The following is a 6,660-nucleotide window of genomic DNA, read 5'->3' as shown; positions in this document are numbered from 1 at the left end:
GGTTTATAGGCCCTCCCCCCCAAACCGTCAAACCCTTTTTTGGAAATTCTTACAATTTTTTGAAAAAGCCTCTCAAAGGGGCTGAATACTGCTCTTTTGCATCGGAATAAAACCCCGCCCTGAATGATCCAAAAGAGAAAATACCCAGAAATCCCATTCAACTTTCCAGCTAGGGCACTGAATCATACCCGGGAAACAGGGGAAAAAGGACCATGCTCCCTCTCCCCTCCCCCAAATCGAGTGAATCGAGGGCAATTGAGGCGCTAAAAAAGGGGGGCGAAAAACCGGCACCTTCACAGCCCCTTTATAATAAAGTGGGGCAGCCCCATCCGGGGAGCCGGAAAACCTTGATCGTGACACAGGCCACCATATTTATGGCACATTAACAGAATATAGAGGAAAACTTGACAAAAGTGGCCTCTAAGCTCATTGTTCGGGCCAGTATTTATATAGTTAACAGGCCATTTTTCCGGCCAGGTGTTCGGTGGTTTAATCCGTGAATAAAAAACCAAAGATTCCAGGACTTAACAAAAAGAGGGGAAAATCCATATTTATCCCGTCTATTGCAATCGTAAGCGGAGCCCTCCTCGGCGGACTTGCAGTCAATCTGCTTATGGATGATGGTTCGGCTCATTCCAGCCCGGCCAATACCGACTATGTCAATACAGCCGATACAAACGGCACAGTGGCGAACGGATCAACGGATATGGTTCTCGCCATGGCCGATCCGAAGGCAACCCTTGACCAGAACAACACACCCTTTACCAACACGACACCGGCTGAGCCGATCGAGTTGGAAAAGACTGTGTCTGTCGACAAAGGGGACACCCTGATCAAGGTCCTGACCAAGGCGGGCGCCTCGCAGCAGGAAAGCCATGAAGCCATTACCGCCCTGTCCGAGGTTTTTGACCCCCGGCGTCTGAAGGTCGGGCAGGACATCACCCTGTCCTTCAAGAACGAAAACGGGATTGATACTGCGAGCGAAGGCACCATTGGCCAACTGGTCAGTGTTTCACTCAGTCAGGATGTGGATCTTCAGGTCGGCGCCTACCGCACACCGGATGACAGCTTCGAGGCCAAGGAAACCAAGATTGATCTTGAGAAGATCATGACGCGCGCCGGCGGCAGCATCGAAAACTCGCTGTTCCTGTCCGCCCGCAATGCCGGCGTTCCCACCAAGACCATTCTGGACCTGATCCGTATCTTCAGTTACGACGTGGACTTCCAGCGTGAAATTCAGGCGGGCGACAGCTTCGAGGTTTATTTCGAACGCTTTGTCGATGATGCTGGCCGTCCGCTGAAGGAAGGCGAGATCCAGTGGGCGTCCATGACCCTGAGCGGCGAGAAGATCGCCCTTTACCAGTTCAAGACATCCGATGACGGATTTACCGACTATTACAACGAAAAGGGTCACAGCGTTCGCAAGACCCTGATGCGGACCCCCATTGACGGGGCGCGACTGACATCCCGGTTTGGCAAACGCAAACACCCCATCCTTGGTTACACCAAGATGCACAAGGGTGCCGATTTCGGAGCCCCTCCCGGAACGCCGATCATGGCTGCCGGTAATGGCGTGATTGAAATGGCTGGACGGAATGGCGGCTATGGCAACTATGTTCGCATTCGCCACACATCCGAATACAAGACGGCCTATGCCCATATGAAGGGCTTTGCCAAGGGCATTCGCAACGGCTCCCGCGTGAAGCAGGGACAAATCATTGGCTATGTGGGTTCTACCGGTCGGTCAACCGGCCCCCATCTGCATTATGAAGTGCACAAGAACGGCCGCCAGATCAACCCGCTGTCTGTCAAACTGCCGGCAGGTCGCAAGCTGGGCGGAAAAATGCTGGCCGCCTTCCGCGACCATATTGGCACCGTCGATCAGGCCGTGGCCAGCCTGCCGCTGGAAACACGGATTGCCGGACTGGACTGATCCGTCAGGCACAGACCCGATACAAGCAAAAAGAAAGGCGGCCAGTGGCCGCCTTTCCTGTTTATAGCATGACGTCCCGGAGGATCAGGCGGCTTCGGCCTGCTGACCATTGATCAGCAAACCATCTTCCCCGCCTGTAATGGTGACGGTATCCCCGTCCCCCACCCGGCCTTCCAAGACCAGATTGGCAAGGGGGTTTTGCAGATACTTCTGGATCACCCGCTTCAGGGGCCGTGCCCCGTAAACCGGATCAAAGCCCCGCTCTGCCAGCCAGTCACTGGCAGACTTGTCCAGCTCAAGGGTAATCTGTCGGTCTTCCAGCAGCTTGACCAGATTGCCAAGCTGGATCTGGACGATCCCATCCATATCTTCGCGCTTCAGGCGATGGAAAATAATCTGCTCATCCAACCGGTTCAGGAATTCAGGTCGGAAGGCAGACCGAACCACCTCCATCACCTTGGCCTGAACCAGCGGGTCATCCGCATCATTGTCGCCGCCCAGGAATTCACTACCAAGGTTGGAAGTCAGAATGATCACCGTATTCTTGAAATCTACGGTCCGGCCCTGACCATCGGTCAGGCGCCCATCATCCAGCACCTGCAGCAACACGTTAAAGACATCCGGGTGGGCCTTTTCCACCTCATCGAACAGGATGACCTGATAGGGCCGCCGCCGGACCGCCTCGGTGACAACGCCGCCCTGATCATACCCCACATAACCCGGAGGGGCACCGATCAGGCGGGCGACACTGTGTTTCTCCATATACTCGGACATGTCAATCCGCAGCAGGGCATGCTCGTCATCGAACAGGAATTCCGCCAGCGCCTTGGTCAGTTCCGTCTTACCAACACCGGTCGGCCCCAGAAACAGGAACGAACCAATGGGCCGGTTCTGGTCCTGCAGCCCCGCACGGGCACGGCGCACCGCATTGGAAACGGCTTTCAAGGCCTCTTCCTGACCAATAACCCGTCCTCTCAACTGGCTTTCCATGTTGAGCAGCTTTTCACGCTCCCCGGACAGCATCTTGTCGACCGGAATACCGGTCCAACGAGAGACAACGCCGGCAATGTCGTCTTCCTTGACGCTTTCCTTCACCAGAGAGGAATTCTCGGTTTCCTCGGCTTCGGACAATTGCTTTTCAAGACCCGGGATCAGGCCATAGGCCAATTCCCCGGCTCTTTGAAGATCCCCTTTGCGCTGGCAGTTCGCCAGTTCATTCCGGGCCTGCTCCAGCTTCTCCTTGATCTGCTGGGCGGAATGGAGTTTTTCCTTCTCCTGCCGCCAAAGCTCGGTCAGGTCGGCAGATTTCTTCTCAAGACTGATCAGCTCGGCTTTCAGTTTTTCAAGCCGATCCTGCGATGCCTTGTCCTTTTCCTTTTCAAGGGCGGAGGCCTCGATCTTCATCTGAAGGATTTTCCGGTCCAGCTCATCCACTTCCTCGGGCTTGCTGTCGACCTCCATACGCCTACGGCTGGCGGCCTCGTCCACAAGGTCAATGGCCTTGTCCGGCAGGAACCGATCCGTGATATAGCGGTTGGAGAGGGTCGCCGCAGCCACAAGGGCACCGTCGGAAATCTGCACACCATGGTGAAGCTCGTATTTCTCTTTCAGGCCGCGAAGAATGGAGATGGTATCCTCAACCGTTGGCTCGGATACAAAGACAGACTGGAAGCGCCGGGCAAGCGCCGCATCCTTCTCGATATATTTGCGATACTCATCCAGCGTTGTGGCGCCGACGCAATGCAGTTCGCCCCGCGCCAAGGCAGGTTTCAACAGGTTGGAGGCATCCATGGAACCTTCTGCGGCCCCGGCCCCAACCAGCGTATGCAATTCGTCAATGAACAGGATAACCTGCCCTTCAAGGGCGGTAACCTCGGACAGGACCGATTTCAGCCGTTCCTCAAATTCACCCCGGAATTTTGCACCGGCAATCAACTGCCCCAGATCCAGAGACATCAGTTTCTTGTCTTTCAGGCTTTCCGGCACATCCCCGTTGACGATCCGCAGAGCCAGCCCTTCCACGATGGCGGTTTTACCCACCCCGGGCTCCCCGATCAGGACCGGGTTGTTCTTGGTGCGGCGTGACAAGACCTGTACCGTCCGGCGAATTTCCTCGTCGCGGCCGATCACCGGGTCAAGTTTCCCCTTCTGGGCTTCCTCGGTCAGGTCCCGCGCATATTTCTTGAGAGCATCATAGCCCCCTTCCGCGCCGGGACTGTCGGCGGTCCGCCCCTTGCGAAGGTCGTTGATCGCCGCATTCAGGTTGTTGGCCGTGATGCCACCATTGGCCAAGGCCGTATGGGCATCGGTTCCGGTTTCCAGAACAAGCGCAAGAAGAAGGCGTTCCGCCGTGACATAGCTGTCCCCGGCTTTCTCCGAGACTTTTTCGGCGGCCTGAAAAAGACGCGCCAGCGCAGGTGTAATGCTGAGCTGTCCCGCCCCGCTTCCCGTGACCTTGGGCAATTTACCCAGCGCCACATCCACAGCCTGCAGGATACCGTCCGGGTCCCCGCCCGCCTTGGCAATCAAACCCGCGGCCAGACCTTCCTTGTCATCCAGCAGGGCTTTCAGCACATGTTCCGGTGTCAGTTGTTGGTGATTTTCCCGAAGGGCAATTGTCTGTGCAGCCTGAATAAAGCCACGTGACCGATCTGTATATTTTTCAAAATCCATGCTCGTCCTCGACACATAGACCGCTGTTTCCATTGCGCAATCCGCATCCCGATCCCAAAAGAGGCAATCGGCACCCAGGACCCGACCAGCGGCTTCCTTGTTCTAGATTTGGGGTCCTCTTTTCATTTTGCAAGATCAAACCGCCCCTCGTCCAGTGTTCCTTTCCCGCCGCCCCCGGAGCATGGTTTCCTGCAGACACAAAAAAAGCCTGACACGCAGAAAACGGTCAGGCTTTTTTTGTTTTGGTAAGGATCACAATCCGCGTTCAGAAAACTTACTCGGCGGGTGTGTCCGCATCTTCGGCACCGGCGTTTCGCTTGCTGGTGCGGCGGCGCAGGGTGCGCGTCCGGCTGACACGACGCTTGGTTTTCGGCGGTGTATCATCGTCTGCCGCATCCAGATCGCTGTTTTCGGAACCGTCTTCATCGCCGTCGTCATGGGTCGGGTCGGGCTGTTCGCTGGACAAATCCAGAACCGGCTGAACCTGAACCTCATCCTCGGTGGATGTATCTGTGTCCTGATCGTCATCAGCGTCATCGTTCCGATCGCTGGTATCCTCGTCGGAATGATCCTGCGTCTGATCACTTGCAGAGGAGGAATGATCTTCCTGTGCGGGGCTGTCATCTGTCTGAGAGGCGCCCGATGGTTCAGAGGGTTGCCGCTCCGGCTTTACCAGATTGTTGGCCAGCATGATCCGGAAATAATGCTCGGCATGCTGATAGTAGTTTTCCGCAGCGACACGATCACCGGACGTTTGCGCGTCCCGGCCAAGGGCGACATATTTGTCGTAGACCTGCGTGGCAGTTCCCCGGATTTTCCCATCGGGACCATTACTGTCGTAACTGCGGTTCCCGTTATTCGTACGCCGGTTTCCGCCTGATCCGCTCCGACCACCGGAAGACCCGGATCGGCCATTCCCGGAACTGGATCGACCCCCACGGGTCCGCCTGTTGCCGCTAACTCGCATTATTCCATCGAATCCATCTGTATTGTTTTTAATAGGTCGACCGGACCGCTTCTTTTATGTTGATTGAGAAGTACCCAATATGACACACAGATGTTGATCCATCTGAGGAAGTGAGGTCTGGTTTTCAGTTAAAAAAGATCTCTGACCGCTCTAGGGTCGGTGCGCTTAACGCTCAATCTGTTAACGACCCTAACCCCGCTTTACGGAATTTCCAACTGTTTTTTTCAAAAAATCACTTTTTGCAAACGGCGCTCACACACCGCCCGATACCGGAAAGATCATCGTGAACCCGGATTGTGGTAAAACCGGCAGAAGACAACAGTTCCCCGACGTCATCGGCCTGTCCGGCGCCAACCTCGAAAATCACCATCCCCCGATCGGCCAGATATGATTTCAACTGCCCGATGATCTTGCGGTAGCAATCCAGACCATCCGGCCCGCCATCCAGCGCTCCCAAAGGCTCAAACCGGCGCACCTCTTCCTGCAACCGGGCGATGTCGTCCGTTTCAATATAGGGCGGATTGCTGATGACCAGATCAAACTGCCCTGTCACGGGCTCGAACCAGCGGCCCTGCAACAAGGTGGTGCGCGCTTCAAGCCCGAGAAGAGCCACATTCTTGCGGGTGACCTCCAACGCCTCGGCGCTGATATCAACACCGGTGCCAGTGGTGCCCGGCAGTTCCGCCAGCAGCGTCAAAAGCAGGCAGCCACTGCCGGTACCAAGATCCAGAATTTTCTCAACCGGCCCCTGTCCCGCCGCGAATTCCAGCGCGGCAGCAATCAGTGTTTCACTATCCGGCCGAGGGTCCAGAACCCGGCTGTCCACATGAAATTCCCGGCTCCAGAATTCCCGGCGTCCGATCAGATGGGAAACCGGCTCGCGATCCACCCGGCGGTCAATCAATTGACGGAACCGGTCAAGCTCTTCACTCGAAAGCTCTTGTTCCGGCGCCCTGTACAGGATTTCGCGGTCCTGCCCCAGCACATGCACCAACAGGATACCGGCATCCAACCGGGCCGTTTCAATGCCCGCCTCGCGCAGACGGCTCGTTCCCTCCATCAGGGCTTGCTGCAGGGTCAGGCTCAT

The 6,660-nt window shown here is 56.2% G+C and carries 4 protein-coding genes; 1 reads left to right on the top strand and 3 read right to left on the bottom strand.

What is annotated here, in order from left to right:
- The first annotated feature begins 613 nt into the window (after positions 1–613).
- Positions 614–1,933 carry a M23 family metallopeptidase gene (locus FQB27_RS06660; protein WP_169560131.1) on the top strand — a complete coding sequence of 440 codons (1,320 nt, stop codon included), beginning with the start codon at positions 614–616 and terminating at the stop codon, positions 1,931–1,933.
- An 84-nt stretch (positions 1,934–2,017) separates the two neighbouring features.
- On the opposite strand, the gene clpB is transcribed toward FQB27_RS06660, so the two are convergent.
- From clpB to prmC, 3 genes are all read right to left on the bottom strand, one after another.
- Positions 2,018–4,606 (bottom strand): ATP-dependent chaperone ClpB, encoded by a 2,589-nt coding sequence (gene clpB / locus FQB27_RS06655; protein ID WP_169560130.1) that lies wholly within the window; start codon positions 4,604–4,606, stop codon positions 2,018–2,020.
- A 274-nt stretch (positions 4,607–4,880) separates the two neighbouring features.
- Positions 4,881–5,573 carry a DUF4167 domain-containing protein gene (locus tag FQB27_RS06650; RefSeq protein WP_169560129.1) on the bottom strand — a complete coding sequence of 231 codons (693 nt, stop codon included), beginning with the start codon at positions 5,571–5,573 and terminating at the stop codon, positions 4,881–4,883.
- Positions 5,574–5,805: 232 nt separating this feature from the next.
- Complete coding sequence (gene prmC, locus FQB27_RS06645; RefSeq protein WP_206374411.1) at positions 5,806–6,660, bottom strand: peptide chain release factor N(5)-glutamine methyltransferase; 855 nt, start codon at positions 6,658–6,660, stop codon at positions 5,806–5,808.

Source organism: Sneathiella chinensis (assembly GCF_012720115.1).
Taxonomy (GTDB): Bacteria; Pseudomonadota; Alphaproteobacteria; order Sneathiellales; family Sneathiellaceae; genus Sneathiella; species Sneathiella chinensis.
Note: the sequence above shows the minus strand (reverse complement) of the source record. Positions and strands in the feature narration are given on the sequence as shown.

Coding starts and splice junctions, on each gene's coding strand:
- FQB27_RS06660 (WP_169560131.1), top strand. CDS start 614: ATGGATGATGGTTCGGCTCATTCCAGCCCGGCCAATACCGACTATGTC.
- clpB (WP_169560130.1), bottom strand. CDS start 4,606: ATGGATTTTGAAAAATATACAGATCGGTCACGTGGCTTTATTCAGGCT.
- FQB27_RS06650 (WP_169560129.1), bottom strand. CDS start 5,573: ATGCGAGTTAGCGGCAACAGGCGGACCCGTGGGGGTCGATCCAGTTCC.
- prmC (WP_206374411.1), bottom strand. CDS start 6,660: ATGAGCCTGACCCTGCAGCAAGCCCTGATGGAGGGAACGAGCCGTCTG.